This window comes from Streptomyces sp. NBC_00513 (assembly GCF_041431415.1).
Classification (GTDB): Bacteria; Actinomycetota; Actinomycetes; order Streptomycetales; family Streptomycetaceae; genus Streptomyces.
Genome location: NZ_CP107845.1, coordinates 5,220,268 through 5,240,060 on the forward strand (window position 1 = coordinate 5,220,268; position 19,793 = coordinate 5,240,060).

A 19,793-nucleotide genomic window follows, 5' to 3' on the forward strand; every position below is an offset into this window, starting at 1 on the left:
CTTCGAGTGTCGCGCTCCGGCTCCTCGGCATAGCCTGAGGACCTCCCCAGGGAAGGAGCGCGGCATGAGGGCTACCTGGAAGGGGGCCATCTCGTTCGGGCTGGTCACGATCCCGGTGCAGCTCTTCACGGCCACGGAGGAGCATGACATTCCGCTCCGCCAGGTGCACGGGAAGGACGGCTCACGAGTACGTCTGCGGCGCGTCTGCGAGGCCGAGGACGTGGAGATTCCGTACCACGAGATCACCAAGGGCTACGAGGCTCCGGACGGCAGCATGATCATGCTGTCCGACGAGGACCTCGCCGACCTTCCCCTCCCGAGCAAGAAGCTCATCGACGTGCTGGCGTTCGTGGACGCCTCGACGATCGATCCGCTGATGTTCTCCAAGGCCTACTACGTCGGCACGTCCGACCGCGCCGCCGCCAAGCCGTACGCCCTGCTCCGCGAGGCCCTCACCGAGTCCGGGCAGATCGCCGTCACGAAGATCGCCATCCGGTCCCGCGAGGCCCTCGCCGTGCTCCGGGTCCACGAGGACACCCTGGTCCTCCAGACCTGCCTGTGGCCCGACGAGGTCAGGCCCGCCGCGGGCATCACCCCGGAGGGGGACGTGACGATCCGCCCCCAGGAACTCCAGATGGCCCGCTCGCTCATGGACATGCTCTCCCAGGACTTCGACCTGTCCGCGCTGCACGACGAGTACCAGGAAGCCCTCCAGCAGGTCATCGAGGCCAGGCTCCAGGGCGTCGAACCGCCCCGCGACGAGGAGGAGGCCGCCCCGACCGGCGGCAAGGTCATCGACCTGATGGCCGCCCTGGAGAACAGCGTCCGCGCGGCCAGGGAATCCCGCGGGGAGCCGGCCGCCGCGGACGGCGACACGGACGCCGAGGTGCGCACGCTGCCCGTGCCCGGCAACACGCGGAAGACCGCGGCGGAGAAGAGGGCCGCCACGCACAAGAAGAGCGCCCCCGCGAAGAAGGCGGCGAAGACGACGACCGCGAAGACGGCCCAGGCGCGCAAGGCCACCGGCTCCGCGGCGAAGAAGGCCACCGCCTCACCCAAGGAGACCGGCGGCAAGAAGACCACCGCGACGAAGACCACCGCGGCGAAGACGTCCGCGAGCAGGACCGCCGCCAGGAAGAGCACCGCCGCCTCCGCGGCCAAGACGACGAGAACGGCGAAGGCGACGACCACGACCGCGAAGACCGCGGCGGCCAAGAAGACGACCAGACGCGCGGCCTCCGCCTGACGGCCCCGCGCCCGTCCACCTGCCCGTCCGCCCGCCCACCCGTCCGTCCGCCGCCCCCGGCCTTCCACCACCTGGCCGCCCCGACCGCCCGTTTCCACCTGATCCATGCCAGTCTGCTCCCATGGCGCCGATCACGATGGTGGAAGGGCGCCGCATCTCGCTCAGCAACCTGGACAAGGTGCTGTACCCGGAGAGCGGCTTCACCAAGGGCGAGGTCCTGCACTACTACGCCCGCGTCGCGGACGCGATGCTGCCCCACCTCCACGACCGGCCGGTCTCGTTCCTGCGCTATCCCGACGGCCCGGACGGTCAGCTCTTCTTCACCAAGAACCCGCCGCCCGGCACGCCCGACTGGGTACGGACCACCCCGGTACCCCGGTCCGAGGACCTCACCGCCGAGCAGGTCGTCGTCGGCGACCTGCCCACCCTCATGTGGGCCGCCAACCTCGTCGTCGAGTTCCACACCCACCAGTGGCCCGCCGCCGCCCCCGCCACCGCCGACCGGCTGATCCTCGACCTCGACCCCGGCCCGCCCGCCACCGCCGTCGAGTGCTGCGCCGCCGCCCTCTGGCTCCGCGAGCGCCTCGCCGCCGACGGGCTGCGCGCCTGCGCGAAGACCTCCGGCTCCAAGGGCCTCCACCTGATCGCGCCGCTGGAGCCGACCCCGTCCGAGCGGGTGTCCGCGTACGCCAAGACCCTCGCCCAGGAGGCCGAACGCGCCCTCCCGGACCTGATCGTCCACCGGATGGCCAAGAACCTGCGCCCCGGCAAGGTCTTCGTCGACCACAGCCAGAACGCCGCCGCCAAAACCACCGCCGCCCCCTACACCCTGCGCGCCCGCGCCCTCCCCACCGTCTCCGCGCCCGTCTCCTGGGACGAGGTGGAGGCCTGCCATGACCCCGCCGAGCTGGTCTTCCTCGCCGACGACATCCCACCCCGACTGGCCCGCGACGGGGACCTCTGCGCCCCACTGCTCGACCCCGACCAGGCCGGCGGGCTGCCGTGAGCACGATCCGGGTCGCACTCGCCACCGCCGTCGCCACCCTGCCGCGCGAGCCGGGTCTCGCGTACGAGCCGAAGTTCGACGGACACCGCCTCGTCGTCGTGCGCACGGCCGAGGAAGCGGTGCTCCAGGCCCGCTCCGGGCGCATCGTCACCGCCGCCTTCCCCGACCTCGCGGCGGCGGCGCTGATGCTGCCCGCCGGGACCGTCCTCGACGGGGAGGTGGTCGTCTGGCACGCCGGGCGGACGGACTTCGCGCTCGTCCAGCGACGGGCCGCCGCCACCCCGGCCAGGGCCGCGCTGCTCGCCCGTACCCTGCCGGCCTCGTACGCCGCCTTCGACGTACTGGAACTGGCCGGGCTCGACGTGCGCGCCCGCCCGTACGAACGACGCCGCGCACTCCTCGTCGACCTGCTGCTCCCGCTCGGCCCACCCCTGCAACCGGTGCCCATGACCACCGACCCGGAGCTGGCCGAGACCTGGTACGAGACCCTGCCCGCCGGCGGCGTCGAGGGCCTCGTCGTCAAACGGCTGGACCAGGCCTACCCGGCCGGCCGCCGAGGCTGGCGCAAGCTCCGCCACACCAACGTCCGGGACGCGGCCGTCGTCGGCCACACCGGCAGCCCGCGCCGCCCGCTCGCGCTGGTCCTCGTCCTGCCCGGCGAGGACGAGGAACCCCTGGTGTCCAGCCCACTGTCCCCGGCACTGCGCACCGAACTGGCGGCGACCCTCGCCCGGCGCGCGGAGACCGCCCCGGCCGGGGCGACCGTGACCGCCATCGGCCTGGGCGAGGTCCCGTACCGCCCGCTGGACCCGCCACTGGCGGCGGAAGTACGCCAGACCTCGGGCCGGCACCCGCCCCCGGAGGTCCTGCGCCTGCGCACCGACCTCCTCTGACCTGCGAATCCCTGGAACTGCGAATCCCCGAACGCACGTCGACCTCCGACCCGCGCGGGCGGCGCGGGTCGGAGGTCGACGTCGGGAGGTCAGGGCGGGGTCGGGCCCGGCCCCGGTCGGGGGTCAGACCGGCTTCGCGCCGCCCAGCGGAGGCACGGTCGGCGGCTGCTTGCCCGCCGGCGGCCGCGGATTGGGGTGCTCGTACCCGGACTCCCGCTCCGCGCGGGCGTCCTCCTGGTGGCTGTGGCTCCGGGAGCCGAAGTTCCCGTACCCCTGCATCTCGTGCGGCCGCAGACCGGCGGCGGGGAACTCCACGGGCTCACGCTCCTCGGAGACCTCCAGCACCGCACCGCCGTCGGGCAGGTGGGGCTGGCTCTCCGTACTGGGTGGCGCGGGCTCGTGCGCGCGAACCCGTTTGCCCAGCATGAACCCGCCGAGCAGGAAGCCCACGACGATCAGTCCGACGACCAGGAGCCACGCGATGTTCGTGAGGGTCCTGTCCACCGCGAGATAGATCAGGTTCGTGTCCATGTGTACCAGTTTCCCGCATTTGGTCCGGATTCACTCCTGCGCTCGCGGAAACCTCCCCGCCCCCTGGCCGGGACGCCTTCTGGACGCGGGGAACCCCGGCCGGGATGCTGCCGGACGCCGGGTACTCCGGACGGGGGATGCCCCTGCCCCTGGCCGGGACGCCTCCTGGACGCGGGGAACCCCGACCGGGACGCCCCGGAACGCGGCCCCCACCGGGCGCCACGCCCCGGAACACGCTCACCCCCGCAGCGGCCCGTCGGAATCCCGCAACCCGCCGCCGTCCCTGCCACCCAGCACCCCGAGGATCTCGGCGCAGATCGCCAAGGCCGTCTCCGCGGGGGTCCGCGCCCCGAGATCCAGGCCGATCGGCCCGTGCACCCGCGCCAGCTGCGCCGCGCTCACCCCGGCCGCGATCAGCCCCTCACGGCGCCGCGTGGTGGTCCGCCGGGAGCCGAGCGCCCCCACGTAAGGGATCCCGAGCGCCAGCGCCGTCCGCAGCGTCGGCACGTCGAAGTCCGGCTCGTGACTGAGCAGCACCAGACACGCGGCGTCCCGATGATCCGCCAGGACCTTCGCGGCCTCCCCGGCCGACTCCACGACCGTCACCCCCCACTCCAGCAACGCGGCCTGCCGCCCGATGATCTCGGCCAGCTCCCCGGTACCCCCGATCACCACGCGCGGAGCGGACGGGTACGCCTCCACGAGCACCAGCCCCGCACCCCCGTACAGCGCGTCCCGCCCCGGCCGCCGGGTCGCCAACAGCTCCCCGGCCCGCCGCGCGGCGTCATCGGCCGGCAGGTCCACGGCCCGCACCACCTCGCTCACCGCCCGATCGGCCGCCGCGTTCAACCGCGTCACCAGCGCCACCCCGGCCCCCCGCCCCAGCAGCTCCCACCACTCGCCCGGGATCGACACCAGCGGCTGCAACAACACCTCGGCCCGTCCACCACAGGTCAACCGCGCCTCGACGGCCTCCCCGGTCCCCACGGACAGCTCACACACCCGCGCGCTCTCCCCGCCCCCCAAGCCGCCCGCCTCGACGACGAGTTCGGCATCGAAGACCCCGCGATACAGAGCCCCCACACACTCCCCGCCGGCATCCACCAACACCGCACCGGCGGGATCCCGCGGCCCGAACCCCTGCTCGGTCACGGGCCGCGCCAGATACGCCTCCCGCCCCTCGGCCACCCACCGCCGCGCCGTCTCCACCAACTCACGCATCGCGCCTGCCCCATCCTCATCGTCAGAGCCCGCCACGAAGCACCTGGTCACCGGCGCAAGGTGGCCTCATCCCCAACCTACGTACGCCACCCCCTCCACCCCACCCCCCAAATCCCACAGACCCACCCCCACCCCCTCGTACGGACCACCGGAACCCACCCCCGGAGCGGCTATCCGATCCCAGCGCTTCCCGGCATTCCCCGGAGCGGTTCCCGCGCCGGGTGTCGCGCCACGGCAGTTGGGCAAGGACGCTGTCCACGGCCGTTCCGGAGCCGGGCACGGCGCTGGTGGCGGTGGCCCGTTGCGGTGTCGAGGACGATCTGCCTCTTGCGGCGCTGGGTCCGCAAGGTTCACCCCCGTGGGGTGACCGGACGGCGCTAGCCTGGCCGGGTGAATGCGCGTACCGCCCTCGCGAAATGGCTGGGCACCCTGGATCCTGAGCGGCTGACCGCATTGCTGGAGGAGCGGGATCTGCCGCTCGCCGCCGAGTACCGACGCATCACCACCCTCCGCGAGCTCGCCGAACACCTGCTCACCGACGAGTCGGTGGGCCAGGGACTGATGGCGGGCACCGCCGGAGAACTGGAATTGCTCGCTTCCGTCGCGGCCCTCGCCCTGGAGCGACACGGTCCCGTAGCCGGCGGCGAGGCCGAGGACGGGCCCCGGTATCCCTGGCAACAGCGGATGCCTGTCGCCGCCGTGGAGCCCGCGGACCGACTGGTGCCCGAGCGGGACGTACTGGCCTGGTTCGAGCCGGGGGAGGAGCGGCGGCGGGCGGAGCACACGCTCGCCGGACTGCGGGAGCGCGCGCTGTTGCTCCCCGCGCCCAAGGGGAAACTGGCGCTGCCACCGCTGTTGCACGTCCGGGCCGCCGGCTTCGACGGCTACGGGCGCACCGCGACCCGGCTGCTGACCCACGCCTACAACGCCCCGGAGGTCAAGCGGATCGCCGCGAACCTGTTCGGCGAGGGCGCGGCCCGCACCCGCGACCAGGCCCAGGAGCTGATCATCGCTCTGCTCGCCGATCCCGCCCGGGTGCGGGCCCTGGTGGCGGACGCCCCGGTCCGGGCGCTGGAGCTGCTGGACCACCTGGTACCCGGCCCGCCGGTGCTGCGAACCCACTGCTTCGTCGGCCGGAATGGGGCACAGTACGCGAGCCCGGACGCCAAGTACGTCTTCCGGGAGGGCGGCAGCGGCGACGAGGGCACCGACTGGCTGGCCGGACGAGGACTGCTGGTCCCCGTCGGTCTCGACCTGGTCGAGCTTCCCTACGAGGTCGCCCGTGCGCTGCGCGACGGGGGCGCGGCACCCAGCCCCCGGCTGGAACCGGAGCCGTTCACCGCCGCCGCGCCGCTGCCGTCCGGCTGGGAGGGCGAGGGTGGCACGGCCGCCGCGGCGGCCGCCTGGCGGGCCGAACTGGTACTGCGGGCGCTGGCCGCCGAGCCGGTCGCGATGCGCAAGGCGGGCGGCATCGCCGTACGGGACACCCGGCGGCTGGCCAAGGCGGCCGGGGCCGATGAGGCCGACACCCGGCTGTGGCTGGACCTCGCGGTGAACGCCGGCCTGGCCGCGCCGCAGAACGACGAACCGGCACCCGCCCCCCGGGGCCGTAGGAACTCCAAAGGCCCCAAGCCCTCCGCCCGGCTGCTGCCGAGCGACCGCTACGACGCTTGGGCCGCCGCCCCCGCAGCGGGCAAGCTGCTGCCGCTGCTGGCCGCCTGGGCCGTGGTTCCCGCAGTGCTCAGCCACTGGCCGGACCCCGACGAGACCCCGGTCGCGCTCATCAGCCCGCAGGACGAGGACGCCGTGACCCTGCGCACCGGGGTCCTACGAGCGCTCGCCGTCCTCCCCGACGGACACGGGCTGACCGCGAACGCGCGCGGATACACCGAACTGCTCGCCCTGGCCGCATGGTTCCAGCCGTCCCTGCGCGTCCACCTGGCCGCAGACGGCGTCGGGGAGCTGACCGGCCTGGACGGAGTCCTCGACCGCATGGCGGCCACCCTGGCAGAGGCGGCCCTGCTCGGCGTGGTCGCTCACGGCGCGCTCACCCCCGCCGGGCGGGCCCTGTGCCGACTGCTGGAGGCGGGAGCCGCCCACCACTACCCGGCAGTGCCCGGCGCGAGCGTCGACCCGTCCGCCCGGGGCTCCGAGGGCCTGGACGAAGACCTGTCCCTGCGCCCCACCCTGGCGAAGGCGGTGACCACCCTCCGCGAGGAGCTGTACGCGGCGCTGCCCGAGCCCAGCGAAACGGCCCGGTTCCAGAGCGACCTGACCGCCACTGTCACCGGTGCGCCCGCGCCCGCCCTCGCCGACCTGCTCTCCGCTGTTGGCGACATCGAGTCCGAGGGCCACGCGGTGGTCTGGCGCATCACGGCAACCTCCATCCGTCGGGCCCTGGACGCCGGCTGGAGCGCCGACGAACTACTCGACCGCCTCACGGCGGCAAGCGAACAGGGCACCCCCCTGCCCCAACCGCTGGCCTACACGATCAAGGACACCGCCCGCACCCACGGACAGCTCAAGGTCGTCCGTTCCGCCTGCTGCATCCGCTCGGACGACACGGCCCTGATCGCCGAGGTGGTCCAGGCCCACGGCCTGGCCAAGCTCCGCCTGCGCCGGATCGCCCCCACCGTCCTGATCTCCACCGCCCCTCCCGAGGAGACCCTCACCGCCCTCCGCACGGCCGGCTACGCCCCCACCCAGGAAGCCGAGACCGGCACCACCCTCCTCGACCGCGCCCCCACCGACCGCGCCCCGAGCCTCATGCCGACCCTGGACCGCGCTCACGCCCCCTACGGTGCACCGGCCCGCGGCACCCCCGCGAGCGCCCGCGTGCTGGCCGCCACACTCACCTCGGGCGGCTGAAGTCGTGGCGCCGGCCGAGGCAGATACGACAGATACGACTCTGCCGTGTTCCGGATGGGGGACCGCTCCTGCACCGGACGCGGGCCGAGTGTGGGCAAGCGGTGGACCGACTCGGGGGAGAGCCATCACGACCGCGGGCTGAAGAACCGGCCCACGGAAGAGGTGAGGCGGGCGCCGATCCCGCCCCGGCTTGTGACCATCCTCCGCGAGCACCTCGACACCTTCGGGACCGCTCAGGACGGGCGGCTCTTCTTCACCGGGGGCGGGGGAGCGGTCTCCTCCTCCACGTACTACCGGGCCTGGCGGGAAGCCAGGGTGATCGCGCTGCCGCCGGCTGTGGCCGCCTCGCCGCTCGCACAGCGGCCCTGTGGCCTCCGGCACTCGGCGCCCTCCACATGACTCAATGCCGGGGTCGACTCGACCGAGGTTGCCGAGCGCGCCGGCAACAGCGTGGAAGTGCTGCTCAGTCGGTTCGCGAAGTGCCTCGACGGCCGCCAGGAGGTGGCCAACCGTCGGATCGAAGATCTGCTGCGCGAGTACGAGTGATCGCGAGTGAGTGGCGAAGCGCTGCGAGGCCCCTGGACCTGACCCGGGCCTTCAGTGGTTACCGGGTTGACCTGGGGCGATCGGTCGAGATCCTGTCCACGAATAGTCCACAGGGCCTGACATGCGGTTGCACAGGACGGCAGTTGGCTGCGCATACGCGAAGACCCCGTCTCAGCGAACTCGCTGATGGCGGGGTCTTTGGGCACTTCCTGCGAAGTGCCCCCGGCAGGATTCGAACCTGCGCACACGGCTCCGGAGGCCGTTGCTCTATCCCCTGAGCTACGGGGGCGCGTCGCTTGTGTTGCTGCGACGGGTTGAACACTACCAGCTCTCACCGGGTGATCAGGAACTCGTTTACCGGGGAGTGGGGAGTGCGTCGCCCGCAGGGGGTGGAAGTGGCAAAAACCCGGACGCGGGGGCTGTGGCGGACCTACTCTCGAGTTGTGTCAGGCGCCTCGGGTCGGGTGCTTGTTGTCGACGACAACAAGGTCATCCGGCAGTTGATCAAGGTCAATCTCGAGCTGGAGGGCTTCGAGGTCGTGACCGCGAACGATGGTGCCGAGTGCCTGGACGTCGTACATGAGGTGTGTCCGGACGTGATCACCCTTGATGTGGTCATGCCTCGGTTGGACGGCTTCGGGGCGGCCGCGCAGTTGCGGGCCGATCCGCGGACGCGGCATCTGCCCGTCGCCATTGTCAGTGCGTGCACCCAGTACGAGGTCGAGGTCGGGATCGCCGCCGGGGTGGACGCCTTCCTCGCCAAGCCCTTCGAGCCCGCCGAGCTGGTGCGCGTCGTGCGCAGGCTGGCCGAGCGCCGGGACCGGCGCGAGCGGAAAGAGACACCGGCGGGCAGAGGACGAGGGTAAGGCCGACGGGGTGGATGGACCCCGTGGCTGACGGCTCGCGCGGGTCCTGTCCTCTTCTATGTGTCCAGGTGTGTGTTCACGTGTGTGTTCACATGCCGAAACCCTTCGCGTGACCCGGGGGCTTCTCCCCTAGGCTGGGTGACGTGACCCCCGCTGACCTCTCTCGTACCGTCGTGCGCGCCGTGCGCTGCGCCGTCGAGGACGGGGAGCTTCCGGCGGACGCGGTCGTTCCCGACCGGGTCGTGGTCGAGCGGACCCGCCCCGGTGGGGTGGGGGAGTACGCCACGCCCGTCGCGTTCCAGGTGGCGAGGTCGGCCCGCCGCGCACCCGGTGAGGTGGCGGGGGTGCTCGCGCGCCGACTGGAGGTGGCGGACGGGATCGAGCGCGTCGAGATCAGCGGGGCGGGGTTCCTGAACTTCGTGCTGCGGAAGCGTTCCGTCGCCGATCTCCTGCGGGAGATCCACGCCCAGGGAATCCGATACGGATGCGCCCCGGATCCCGCCCCGGATCCCGACCCGGACCATGCCTCGGACCGTGAGCGTGACCATGACCGTGATCTCGCCGCCGTCCCCGCTCCCAGCGCCGAAGTCCGCGCGCGCGTCGTCCGCGACGCGCTGCTGAGGATCGCGGCCACGCAGGGCTCGACGCCGAATGCCACCGAACCGGCGCCGAGCACCGAACCGGCGCCGAGCACCGAACCGGCGCCGAGCAACGCCCCCACCACGAGCACCGCCCCCACCCCGGACACCGCTCCGAACATCGCCCCCGTCCCCGCCAGGGAAGGGGACGTCGGCGCGCGCTTCGGCGTCGACGCCGCCGCCTGGGCCATGCTCGCCGTCGCGCCCCACGAGAGCCCGGTGTTCGCCGAGCGGCTGCTCGCGCAGGACGAGTCCAACGAGTTCTTCCGCGTCCGGTACGCCCATTCCCGCGCCCGCGCGCTGACCCGCAACGCCGCCCAGCTCGGGTTCGAGAGCCTGCCCGAAGAGTTCCAGAGCCTGCCCGGCGAGGTGGTGGGTGAGAACGCCCTCCTGTGCGTCCTCGCCGAGCACCCCCTCGCCCTGGAGGCCGCCGCGTACCACCGTGCGCCCGAGCGGCTCGTACGGCAGCTCGTCGAGCTGGCCGACGCCCTGCTCGACTTCCAGTACCGGGTACTGCCCCAGGGCGACGAGAAACCCTCGGCCGCCCACCGCTCCCGGCTGGCTGTCGCCGAAGCCGCCGGGACGGTGCTGGCCGGTGGCCTGACCCTGCTCGGCATGGACGCCCCTGAACGCCTGTGACCCGCAAAGAGAGATTTCGATGAGCCGTTCCGCGCACCCCGCCGGCCCCCGCCACGCCGACGTCCTGCCCGAGGGCCACTACGCCCCGCCGCCCGCCGACCTGAACGCGCTCGACGAGAAGGTCTGGGCCCGGACCGTCACGCGCGGCGACGACGGCGTGGTCAGCGTCGGCGGAGTCGAAGTCACCCGCCTCGCCGAGGAGTTCGGGACGCCCGCCTTCTTCCTCGACGAGTCGGACTTCCGTGAACGCTGCCGCGCCTGGGCGCACGCCTTCGGGCCGGACGCGGACGTGTTCTACGCCGGCAAGGCGTTCCTCTCCAAGGCCGTCGTGAAGTGGCTCAAGGAGGAGGGGCTCAACCTCGACGTCTGCTCCGGTGGCGAGCTGGCCACGGCGCTCGCCGCCGAGATGCCCGCCGGACGCATCGCCTTCCACGGCAACAACAAGTCCGTCGCCGAGATCACCCGCGCCATCGAGGCCGGCGTCGGTCGCATCGTCCTCGACTCGTACCAGGAGATCGCCCGCGTCGCGCACATCGCGCGCGAGCTCGGCGTACGGCAGCCGGTGCAGATCCGCGTGACCGTCGGCGTCGAGGCACACACCCACGAGTTCATCGCCACCGCCCACGAGGACCAGAAGTTCGGCATCGCCGTCGCGGACGGCTCCGCCGCAGAGGCCGTGCGCCGCGCACTCGGGCACGACAGCCTGGAGCTGCTCGGCGTCCACTCCCACATCGGCTCGCAGATCTTCGACATGGCGGGCTTCGAGGTGTCGGCCAAGCGCGTGGTCCGGCTGCTGGCCGACGTCCGCGACGAGCACGGCGTCGAACTCCCGGAGATCGACCTCGGCGGTGGCCTCGGCATCGCCTACACCTCCGCGGACGACCCGCGCGAGCCCCACGAGATCGCCAAGGCCCTGCACGAGATCGTCGCCCGCGAGTGCGAATCGGCCGGGCTGCGCGCCCCGCGGATCTCCGTGGAACCCGGACGGGCGATCGTCGGCCCGACGGCCTTCACGCTGTACGAGGTCGGGACGATCAAGCCGCTGGAGGGGCTGCGGACGTACGTGTCCGTCGACGGCGGCATGTCCGACAACATCCGTACCGCCCTCTACGACGCCGAGTACACGGTCAACCTGGTCTCGCGCGTCTCCGACGCCGAACCGATGCTCGTCCGCGTCGTCGGCAAGCACTGCGAGAGCGGCGACATCGTGGTCAAGGACGCGTTCCTGCCGGCCGACCTGGCCCCGGGCGACCTGCTGGCCGTACCGGCCACCGGCGCGTACTGCCGCTCCATGGCCAGCAACTACAACCACTCGCTCCGCCCGCCCGTCGTCGCCGTGCGCGACGGACAGGCGCGAGTGATCGTCCGTCGGGAGACGGAGGAGGATCTCCTGAGTCTCGACCTCGGATGATGAAATAGACGTCTCACTCAATGGACCGAGGATGGAAACTGCTGTCCATTGAGTGAGACTGGTTCACACCTGGTGTGCAAACCGCGCTCCGGGTAGCGATGGAAGATCGAAAGGCGTAGGTCGAATGATGCGTACGCGTCCGCTGAAGGTGGCGCTGCTGGGCTGTGGAGTGGTCGGCTCAGAGGTGGCGCGCATCATGACGACGCACGCCGAAGACCTCACGGCCAGGATCGGCGCGCCCGTCGAGCTCGCCGGCGTGGCCGTGCGCCGCCCCTCCAAGGTGCGCGAGGGCATCGACCCGGCGCTCATCACCACCGACGCGACCGCCCTCCTCAAACGCGGTGACATCGACGTCGCCATCGAGGTCATCGGCGGCATCGAGCCGGCCCGCGCCCTGATCCACACCGCCTTCGAGCACGGCATCTCCGTGGTCTCGGCGAACAAGGCGCTGCTCGCCCAGGACGGCGCCGCGCTGCACGCCGCGGCCGTCGCCGCCGGGCTGGACCTGTACTACGAGGCGGCCGTCGCCGGCGCCATCCCGCTGGTCCGCCCGATGCGCGAGTCCCTCGCCGGCGACAAGATCAACCGGGTCATGGGCATCGTCAACGGCACGACGAACTTCATCCTCGACAAGATGGACTCGACGGGCGCCGGCTACCAGGAGGCCCTCGACGAGGCCACCGCGCTCGGCTACGCCGAGGCCGACCCGACCGCCGACGTCGAGGGCTACGACGCCGCCGCCAAGGCCGCGATCCTCGCCGGCATCGCCTTCCACACCCGGGTCCGCCTCGACGACGTGTACCGCGAGGGCATGACCGAGGTCAGCGCGGCCGACTTCGCCTCCGCCAAGCGGATGGGCTGCACCATCAAGCTCCTCGCGATCCTGGAGCGCGCCGCCGACGGCCAGTCCGTCACCGCCCGCGTGCATCCCGCGATGATCCCGCTCAGCCACCCGCTGGCGTCCGTCCGCGAGGCGTACAACGCCGTCTTCGTCGAGGCGGAGGCCGCCGGTCGGCTCATGTTCTACGGGCCCGGCGCGGGCGGTGCCCCCACCGCGTCCGCGGTCCTCGGCGACCTCGTCGCCGTCTGCCGCAACAAGCTCGCCGAGGCAACGGGGCCCGGCGAGTCTGCGTACACCCAGCTGCCGGTCAGCACCATGGGCGACGTCGTCACGCGCTACCACATCAGCCTCGATGTGGCGGACAAGCCGGGCGTCCTCGCCCAGGTGGCGACGACGTTCGCGGAGCACGGTGTCTCCATCGACACCGTTCGGCAACAGGGCAAGGACGGCGAGGCCTCCCTCGTCGTCGTCACTCACCGCGCGCACGACGCCGCCCTCACCGGGACCGTCGAGGCGCTGCGGAAGCTGGACACCGTGCGCGGTGTCGCCAGCATCATGCGTGTTGAAGGGGAGTAAGGACCCATGAGCAGCAATCGCACCCATCAGTGGCGCGGCATCATCGAGGAGTACCGGGACCGCCTGCCGGTCACGGCCACGACTCCGGTGGTCACGCTCCGTGAGGGCGGTACTCCCCTCGTCCCGGCCCAGTTGCTCTCCGAGCGCACGGGCTGTGAGGTCCACCTGAAGGTCGAGGGTGCCAACCCCACCGGGTCCTTCAAGGACCGCGGCATGACGATGGCGATCACCCGGGCCAAGGAGGAGGGCGCCAAGGCCGTCATCTGCGCCTCCACCGGCAACACCTCGGCCTCGGCCGCGGCCTACGCGGTCCGCGCCGGCATGGTCTGCGCCGTCCTCGTGCCGCGCGGCAAGATCGCGCTCGGCAAGATGGGCCAGGCCCTCGTACACGGCGCCAAGATCCTTCAGGTCGACGGCAACTTCGACGACTGCCTGGACCTGGCCCGCGCGCTGTCCGACAACTACCCGGTGGCGCTGGTCAATTCCGTCAATCCGGTGCGCATCGAGGGTCAGAAGACGGCCGCGTTCGAGATCGTCGACGCGCTCGGCGACGCCCCCGACATCCACGTGCTGCCCGTCGGCAACGCCGGCAACATCACCGCGTACTGGAAGGGCTTCAAGGAGTACAAGGCCGACGGCCTGTCCTCCCGTACGCCCCGCGTGTGGGGCTTCCAGGCCTCCGGTTCCGCGCCCATCGTGCGCGGCGAGGTCGTCAAGGAGCCGCACACCATCGCCACCGCGATCCGGATCGGCAACCCGGCCTCCTGGGACTACGCCCTTCAGGCCCGGGACGAGTCGGGCGGTTTCATCGACGAGGTGACGGACCGCCAAATCCTCGCGGCCTACCGCCTGTTGGCCGCCCAGGAGGGTGTCTTCGTCGAGCCCGCCTCGGCCGCCTCGGTGGCCGGCCTGCTCAAGGCCGTCGATCTCGGCCTGGTCGACCCCGGCCAGAAGATCGTCTGCACGGTCACCGGCAACGGTCTGAAGGACCCCGACTGGGCCGTCGCCGGCGCCCCGCAGCCCATCACCATTCCGGTGGACGCCGAGGCCGCGGCCGCCCGCCTCGGTCTGATCTGACCCCGGGGTCCGACCCCGGTCGGATCCCTCGCCGAGTCGCCGGATTCCGGAAGTCCCCGGAATCCGGCAACTCGGTCCGTACGGCACAAAAGACAACGGAATTCAGCGGAAGAACACGACACGCATCGTGCGCCTCCTGTGCGCCCTATGTCGCGAGAGAACCTTCCTTCGATACGCTGTACTCACATCCGCCACCGCGCATATGACTCGGTGCTGCCCCAAGGGCCTTCGGGTGTCGTACGTTCTCCAGTACATTCGCAGCGAAGATCCCGCCCAGCACCAGATCTCGCACAGTCACAAGGAGTGTCATCGACCGATGGCAGGTCCAGCGTTCCGCGCCGCCGCCGTACGAGTGCGCGTCCCCGCCAGCAGCGCCAACCTCGGCCCGGGCTTCGACGCCCTCGGTCTGGCCCTGGGGCTCTACGACGACGTGGTCGTCCGGGTCGCCGACTCCGGCCTGAACATCGACATCGCGGGTGAGGGCGCCGACACCCTCCCGCGCGACGAGAGCCACCTCCTCGTGCGTTCCATGCGCACCGCCTTCGACCTGCTGGGCGGACAGCCGCGCGGCCTGGAGGTCGTCTGTGCCAACCGGATCCCGCACGGTCGTGGCCTGGGCTCCTCCTCCGCCGCGATCTGCGCCGGCATCGTCGCCGCCCGCGCGGTGACCATAGGCGGGGAGGCGAAGCTCGACGACGCCGCGCTGCTGGAACTCGCCACCGAGATCGAGGGTCACCCCGACAACGTCGCCGCCTGTCTCCTCGGCGGCTTCACCCTTGCCTGGATGGACGGCGGCAGCGCCAAGGCCATCCGTATGGAGCCCGCGGATTCCATCGTTCCGGTGGTCTTCGTGCCGTCCAAGCCGGTCCTGACCGAGACCGCGCGCGGCCTGCTGCCGCGCACCGTCCCGCACGTGGACGCGGCCGTCAACGCGGGTCGTGCGGGCCTGCTCGTGGAAGCCCTGACCAGGCGTCCCGAGCTGCTGCTGCCCGCCACCGAGGACCGGTTGCACCAGGAATACCGGTCCCCGGCGATGCCCGAGAGCGTGGCACTCGTGGGCCGACTGCGGGCGGACGGAATTCCCGCGGTCATCTCCGGCGCGGGCCCCACGGTCCTCGCGCTGGTCGACAACGGTGCGGCCGACAAGGTCGCGCGGCTCGCGGGCGAGGGGTGGGCCGCGAACCGGCTCGCCCTCGACGCCGCGGGCGCGAGCGTACTTCCGCTGGGCACGCAGGGCGGCTGAGCCTTTCCCGAATGGCCGCGGCCGAAAAGGCGCGGCCGAAAAGGGGAAGGCCGGCCAGTGACCAGGGCGGGCGGCCGGGCAGGCCGCTCGCGCGGAAGGGCGTTACAGCCGGTGATTGAGAGGGGGAATGTCTGTTGGATCCGGTAGTGTTAGTCTCAAGTGCGCATCCGAAGCCGCCATGGCTCGGTGCTCAGTGTCCCCATTCGGGACCACCTTTCTTCCGGGAGCCTCCCCGACTGCTTTGATCGCCACCAGCAGTTTCGAGCACGCTCCGGAATCGGCGTGACATTCCCACGCTTTCAGCTCGGGGGCTTCTCGCCGGAACCACCCACGCACGTTTCTCTCCGCCGTATCCCTATCGGCGGACCACCGCCCCGGCCGCGGTCCATGACCCATCAAGTCGTGGTCCGTTGTCGGACAGCACAACCGGTCGCCGAGCCAGACAGGCCGACGTCCGCTCCAGGGAAGGACCCTTCGTGAGCGACACCACCGATCTGATGGGCGCTGCCGACACCAACGTCGACACCAGTGCCCCCGCCGCGGGCGCCGCGCCCAAGCGTCGCCGCTCCGGCACCGGCCTCGACGGCATGGTCCTGGCCGAGCTTCAGCAGGTCGCGTCCGGCCTCGGCATCAGGGGCACCGCGCGCATGCGCAAGAGCCAGCTGATCGAGGTCATCAAGGAGGCGCAGGCGGGCGGCAGCGCCCCCAAGGCCGCCGCCGCGGACACCGCCGAGGCCAAGCCGAAGCGCCGCGCCACCAGCAAGGCCCGCACGGGCGACGTCGCCGCCGAGGCGCCCGTCGAGAAGGCCGCGCAGCAGTCCCAGATCGACATCCCGGGCCAGCCGGCGGGGGGCCCCTCCCGCGCGAGCGAAGCCGAGCGGGAGGAAGCCCCGGCCGGCGAGCGTCGCCGCCGTCGCGCCACCGCCCCCTCCGGAAGCCCGGAGTCCGCGGCGCCCGTCGCCGTGCAGGTCGAGCAGAAGACCGAGACCGCCCCCGCCGCGCAGACCGACGTCAAGGCCGAGGCCGCGACCGCCGTCTCCGGTGGACAGGGTCAGGCCCAGGAGGCCGGCGAGGGTCGTGGACGCCGCGACCGTCGCGACCGCGGTGACCGTGCCGAGCGCGGCGACGGCCGGCGCGAGCGCCGTGACCGCGGCGCCAAGGCCGACGACCAGGGCCAGGCCGGTCAGGGTCAGGGCCAGGCCGGCCAGACCCAGACGGGTCAGGGCCAGGCGGGTCAGAGCCAGGCGGGTCAGGGCGCTCAGGGCGGAGGCCGGCAGGACCGCGCCGACCGCCAGGACCGCGCCGATCGCCAGGACCGCGGTGACCGTCAGCAGCAGGGCGGCCGCGGCCAGGGTCAGAACCAGGGCCAGCAGGGTCGTCAGGACCGTCAGGACAACGGCCCCCAGGACGACTTCGACGGTGAGGACGGCCGTCGCGGCCGTCGTGGCCGCTACCGCGACCGTCGTGGCCGTCGCGGCCGTGACGAGTTCGCGCCGAGCGAGCCGCAGGTCGCCGACGACGACGTGCTGATCCCCGTCGCGGGCATCCTCGACATCCTCGACAACTACGCGTTCATCCGGACCTCGGGCTACCTGCCCGGCCCGAACGACGTGTACGTCTCCCTCGCCCAGGTCCGCAAGGCCGGTCTGCGCAAGGGCGACCACACCACCGGTGCGGTCCGCCAGCCCAAGGACGGCGAGCGCCGCGAGAAGTTCAACGCCCTCGTGCGCCTGGACTCCGTCAACGGCATGGCGCCCGAATCCGGCCGCGGCCGGCCGGAGTTCCAGAAGCTGACGCCCCTGTACCCGCAGGACCGGCTCCGTCTGGAGACCGACCCGGGCGTGCTGACGACCCGCATCATCGACCTCGTCGCGCCGATCGGCAAGGGCCAGCGCGGTCTGATCGTGGCCCCGCCGAAGACCGGCAAGACCATGATCATGCAGGCCATCGCCAACGCGATCACGGTCAACAACCCCGAGTGCCACCTGATGGTCGTCCTGGTCGACGAGCGTCCGGAAGAGGTCACCGACATGCAGCGGTCGGTCAAGGGCGAGGTCATCTCCTCGACCTTCGACCGTCCGGCCGAGGACCACACCACCGTCGCCGAGCTGGCCATCGAGCGCGCCAAGCGTCTCGTCGAGCTGGGTCACGACGTGGTCGTCCTGCTGGACTCCATCACCCGTCTGGGCCGCGCGTACAACCTCGCCGCCCCCGCCTCCGGCCGCATCCTGTCCGGTGGTGTCGACTCGACCGCGCTGTACCCGCCGAAGCGCTTCTTCGGTGCCGCGCGCAACATCGAGGACGGCGGCTCGCTGACCATCCTGGCCACCGCGCTGGTCGACACCGGCTCGCGCATGGACGAGGTGATCTTCGAGGAGTTCAAGGGCACCGGCAACATGGAGCTCAAGCTCGACCGCAAGCTCGCCGACAAGCGCATCTTCCCGGCCGTCGACGTCGACCCGTCGGGCACCCGCAAGGAGGAGATCCTCCTCAACGCGGAGGAGCTCGCCATCGTTTGGAAGCTGCGCCGGGTGCTGCACGCACTCGACTCGCAGCAGGCGATCGAGCTGCTGCTCGACAAGATGAAGCAGACGAAGTCGAACGCCGAGTTCCTGATGCAGATCGCCAAGACGACGCCCGCGGGCAAGAACGACGACTGACCGTCGCCGTAGCCGCACGTCCGACCGAAACCGCCCCCGCCGCACTCCGCGGAAGGGGCGGTTTCGTCGTGTACGGGCACTGACGGCGTACGCCGGTTCGTACACGCGGCGTACACACTGTCGGCACTCGGTGCGACGTTCGACACACTCCCGCCCCTTCGGCACCCCCCTGCGCGCCGCCCCCTTCCGTCGGGAAACCCCAGGCGAGCGCGCCGCGGCGCGGCGCGGATCCCCGGGCCGGCGGCCCGTGAGGCGGCCCGATCACGCCCGCGGGCGTGGAACCCTGAAGGACGTTAGTCCGTCTGTGTCAGGGGGCAGCAGGGGGAGATCGGCCGACCGGGCCGGGCGCCGTACGCAGGACTGAGGAGACCATGACCGAGGACAGCACGGGCCGCCGCGCCGCAGGCGGAGGGCGCCGACGCAAGCCGCCGCCGCGGCGCCGCAAGGCCCTCACCGTCGTCGCCTGGACGGCCGCCGGCGTGGTCGTGTTGGGCGGCGGGGGACTGGGTTACTTCTACTTCAAGTTCAACGGGAACCTGAAGAGCGTCGACATCGACCAGGCCCTCGGCACCGACCGCCCGCAGAACGTCGACAACGGCTCCATGGACATCCTGGTCCTCGGCTCGGACTCCCGCGGCGGAGCCAACGGCGAGTACGGCCGCGACGACGGCGGCTCGGCCCGCTCCGACACCGCGATGATCATCCACCTGTACGAGGGCCACAAGAAGGCGAGCGTGGTGTCGATACCGCGCGACACCATCGTGAAGCGCCCCTCCTGCGAGACCTCGGACGGCAAGACCGACAAGGGCGGCAACCGCTCGCAGTTCAACGAGGCCTTCACGGTCGGCGGGGCCGTCTGCGCGGTCAAGACCGTCGAGAAGATGTCGGGGATCCGCATGGACCACTACATCGAGGTCGACTTCACGGGCTTCAAGAAGATCATCGACAACCTCGGCGGCGTCGAGGTCACCACCACCAAGCCGATCAAGGACGGCGCCAGCCACCTGAACCTGCCGGCCGGCGTGAACAAGCTCAACGGCGAACAGGCCCTCGGCCTCGTCCGGACCCGCAAGAGCGTCGGCGACGGCAGCGACCTGGGACGAATACAACTCCAGCAGGCCTTCATCAAGGCGCTGATCAAGCAGGTCAAGAACGTCGGCGTCTTCGACAACCCCAAACGGCTGCTCGACCTCGCGGACTCCGCCACCAAGGCGATCACCACCGACCGGGCGCTCGGCGACGTGAAGTCCCTGATGGGCTTCGCACAGGGACTCCAGGGCATCGACGGCGCGGACATGCAGATGATCACCCTCCCGGTGGCCGGCGACCCCGTCGACCCCAACCGGGTCGTCCCCCTCGCCAAGGAGTCGAAGATGGTCTGGGACTCCCTGCTCGCCGACCAGCCGATTCCGGCCGAGGCCACGGCGGACTCGGCGGGGGACAAGGGCACGGCCGGGTCGATCGTGCAGAGCCCCTGACGCGAGTCACCGCAGGTCAGGACGGTTCCTCCGGGGGCCGGAATAGATGCCCG

General features: G+C 71.8%; 15 protein-coding genes and 1 tRNA gene. 13 read left to right on the top strand and 3 right to left on the bottom strand.

Features of this window, described 5'->3' with window-relative positions; genetic code table 11:
* Positions 1-64: 64 nt before the first annotated feature.
* The 3 genes from OHA84_RS24265 to OHA84_RS24275 all read left to right on the top strand — a co-directional run bounded on the left by OHA84_RS24265 (position 65) and on the right by OHA84_RS24275 (position 3,145).
* Entirely contained in the window at positions 65-1,246 is a 1,182-nt protein-coding gene (locus OHA84_RS24265; protein WP_053676491.1) for a Ku protein, read from the top strand.
* A 121-nt stretch (positions 1,247-1,367) separates the two neighbouring features.
* Positions 1,368-2,252 (top strand): non-homologous end-joining DNA ligase, encoded by an 885-nt coding sequence (gene ligD, locus OHA84_RS24270; protein ID WP_266969786.1) that lies wholly within the window; start codon positions 1,368-1,370, stop codon positions 2,250-2,252.
* Positions 2,253-2,257: 5 nt separating this feature from the next.
* Complete coding sequence (locus tag OHA84_RS24275) at positions 2,258-3,145, top strand: ATP-dependent DNA ligase (RefSeq protein ID WP_266973970.1); 888 nt, start codon at positions 2,258-2,260, stop codon at positions 3,143-3,145.
* 123 nt (positions 3,146-3,268) lie between these two features.
* Here OHA84_RS24275 and OHA84_RS24280 read toward each other — a convergent pair whose 3' ends face one another.
* Positions 3,269-3,676 (bottom strand): DUF6479 family protein, encoded by a 408-nt coding sequence (locus tag OHA84_RS24280; protein ID WP_053678150.1) that lies wholly within the window; start codon positions 3,674-3,676, stop codon positions 3,269-3,271.
* Between the two features lie 237 nt (positions 3,677-3,913).
* Positions 3,914-4,897 carry an XdhC family protein gene (locus OHA84_RS24285; protein WP_266969784.1) on the bottom strand — a complete coding sequence of 328 codons (984 nt, stop codon included), beginning with the start codon at positions 4,895-4,897 and terminating at the stop codon, positions 3,914-3,916.
* Between the two features lie 390 nt (positions 4,898-5,287).
* Between OHA84_RS24285 and OHA84_RS24290 the strand changes: the two genes are divergently transcribed.
* Both OHA84_RS24290 and OHA84_RS24295 read left to right on the top strand, forming a co-directional pair.
* Entirely contained in the window at positions 5,288-7,765 is a 2,478-nt protein-coding gene (locus tag OHA84_RS24290) for a helicase-associated domain-containing protein (RefSeq protein WP_266969782.1), read from the top strand.
* Between the two features lie 192 nt (positions 7,766-7,957).
* A complete protein-coding gene (locus tag OHA84_RS24295; RefSeq protein ID WP_266969780.1) occupies positions 7,958-8,164 on the top strand; it encodes a hypothetical protein in 207 nt (68 codons plus the stop codon).
* A gap of 364 nt (positions 8,165-8,528) precedes the next feature.
* Here OHA84_RS24295 and OHA84_RS24300 read toward each other — a convergent pair.
* Positions 8,529-8,600, bottom strand: a tRNA-Arg gene (locus tag OHA84_RS24300).
* 82 nt (positions 8,601-8,682) lie between these two features.
* On the opposite strand from OHA84_RS24300, the gene OHA84_RS24305 reads away from it, so the two are divergent.
* The 8 genes from OHA84_RS24305 (at position 8,683) to OHA84_RS24340 (ending at position 19,740) form a co-directional block, all read left to right on the top strand.
* Positions 8,683-9,177, top strand: coding sequence for a response regulator (locus tag OHA84_RS24305; protein WP_234349995.1), 495 nt, complete (start codon positions 8,683-8,685; stop codon positions 9,175-9,177).
* A 143-nt stretch (positions 9,178-9,320) separates the two neighbouring features.
* Positions 9,321-10,454 carry an ArgS-related anticodon-binding protein NrtL gene (gene nrtL, locus OHA84_RS24310; protein WP_266969777.1) on the top strand — a complete coding sequence of 378 codons (1,134 nt, stop codon included), beginning with the start codon at positions 9,321-9,323 and terminating at the stop codon, positions 10,452-10,454.
* Positions 10,455-10,473: 19 nt separating this feature from the next.
* Positions 10,474-11,865, top strand: coding sequence for a diaminopimelate decarboxylase (lysA, locus tag OHA84_RS24315; RefSeq protein WP_053677406.1), 1,392 nt, complete (start codon positions 10,474-10,476; stop codon positions 11,863-11,865).
* A 124-nt stretch (positions 11,866-11,989) separates the two neighbouring features.
* Positions 11,990-13,282, top strand: a complete 1,293-nt coding sequence (locus OHA84_RS24320) for a homoserine dehydrogenase (RefSeq protein WP_053677408.1) — start codon at positions 11,990-11,992, stop codon at positions 13,280-13,282.
* Positions 13,283-13,288: 6 nt separating this feature from the next.
* Positions 13,289-14,359: a threonine synthase gene (gene thrC / locus OHA84_RS24325; RefSeq protein WP_053677410.1), complete on the top strand. Its 1,071-nt coding sequence runs from the start codon at positions 13,289-13,291 to the stop codon at positions 14,357-14,359.
* Between the two features lie 316 nt (positions 14,360-14,675).
* Entirely contained in the window at positions 14,676-15,602 is a 927-nt protein-coding gene (gene thrB / locus OHA84_RS24330; protein WP_053677412.1) for a homoserine kinase, read from the top strand.
* A 476-nt stretch (positions 15,603-16,078) separates the two neighbouring features.
* Positions 16,079-18,262 (top strand): transcription termination factor Rho, encoded by a 2,184-nt coding sequence (rho, locus tag OHA84_RS24335; RefSeq protein ID WP_266969774.1) that lies wholly within the window; start codon positions 16,079-16,081, stop codon positions 18,260-18,262.
* 371 nt (positions 18,263-18,633) lie between these two features.
* Positions 18,634-19,740, top strand: coding sequence for an LCP family protein (locus OHA84_RS24340; protein ID WP_053677418.1), 1,107 nt, complete (start codon positions 18,634-18,636; stop codon positions 19,738-19,740).
* Positions 19,741-19,793 lie beyond the last annotated feature (53 nt).